The organism is Dictyoglomus sp. (assembly GCA_025060475.1).
Classification (GTDB): Bacteria; Dictyoglomota; Dictyoglomia; order Dictyoglomales; family Dictyoglomaceae; genus NZ13-RE01.
On record JANXBZ010000036.1, the window covers coordinates 1 to 1,013 of the forward strand.

A 1,013-nucleotide genomic window follows, 5' to 3' on the forward strand; every position below is an offset into this window, starting at 1 on the left:
TAATAAGTCCTACTATGAGATGTAATTTAAACTGTATAGGTTGTTACGCAGGGAATTACACAAGAGATGATGATCTTCCATATGAAACTGTGGAGAGAATAATAAGAGAAGGAGAAGAAATAGGTTGCTATCTTTACACTATTCTTGGAGGAGAACCCTTCTTATATCCTAAACTCTTGGACATTATTAATAACCATCCTAATTCTGCCTTTCAGATATTCACCAACGGAGCTCTTTTAGATGAGAAAAAGATTGAAAGATTCTGGAAAACTAAAAACGTTATTCCTGTTCTTTCCTTGGAAGGAGACGAGAAAGAAACAGATAAAAGAAGAGGAAAAGGAGTATTTAAAAGATTGGTTGAAGTCATGGATATGCTGAAGAAAGAAGGAATTCCTTTTGGTTACTCAATAACGTTAACAAGAGAGAACTTTTCTTCAGTAACAAGACCTGAATTTTATCAATGGCTTGCTGAGAAAGGAGCCTTCTTTGGATGGACTTTTCTCTACATGCCTGTAGGAAGAGATGATGATCCAAATCTTATGCCTACTCCTGAGCAGAGAGCAGAATATGGAAAGTTCATAAGAAAAATAAGAGGAAATCTTCCAATATATCCTATGGATTTCTGGAATGATGCTCCCTATGTAGGAGGATGTATTGCAGGAGGAAGAAGATATATTCATATAAACCACAAAGGTGATGTAGAACCTTGCATCTTTGTTCACTTTGCAGTGGACAATATAAAAGAGAAAAGTCTTATTGATGTTTTGAGATCTCCTTTCTTTAAAGAGATAAGAAAGAGACAACCTTTCCATGAAAATCTTCTTCTTCCATGTATGATCATAGACTCACCATGGATATTAAGAGAGGTTGTAGAAAAGCATGGAGCCTATCCTACTCATCCTGGTGCTGATGATATACTATATAAGTTTAGAAAGGAAATAGAAAGGTATGCAGAAGAAGTAAGAAGAGTTTTAAATCCTGTCTGGATTGAAGAGTTTGGTGGAAAAGCACCT

The 1,013-nt window shown here is 35.6% G+C and carries 1 protein-coding gene; it reads left to right on the forward strand.

Going from position 1 to position 1,013, the window contains the following annotated elements:
• Positions 1-14: 14 nt before the first annotated feature.
• On the forward strand, positions 15-1,013 hold a 999-nt coding region (locus tag NZ841_08445), incomplete at its 3' end, for a radical SAM protein (protein MCS7202789.1).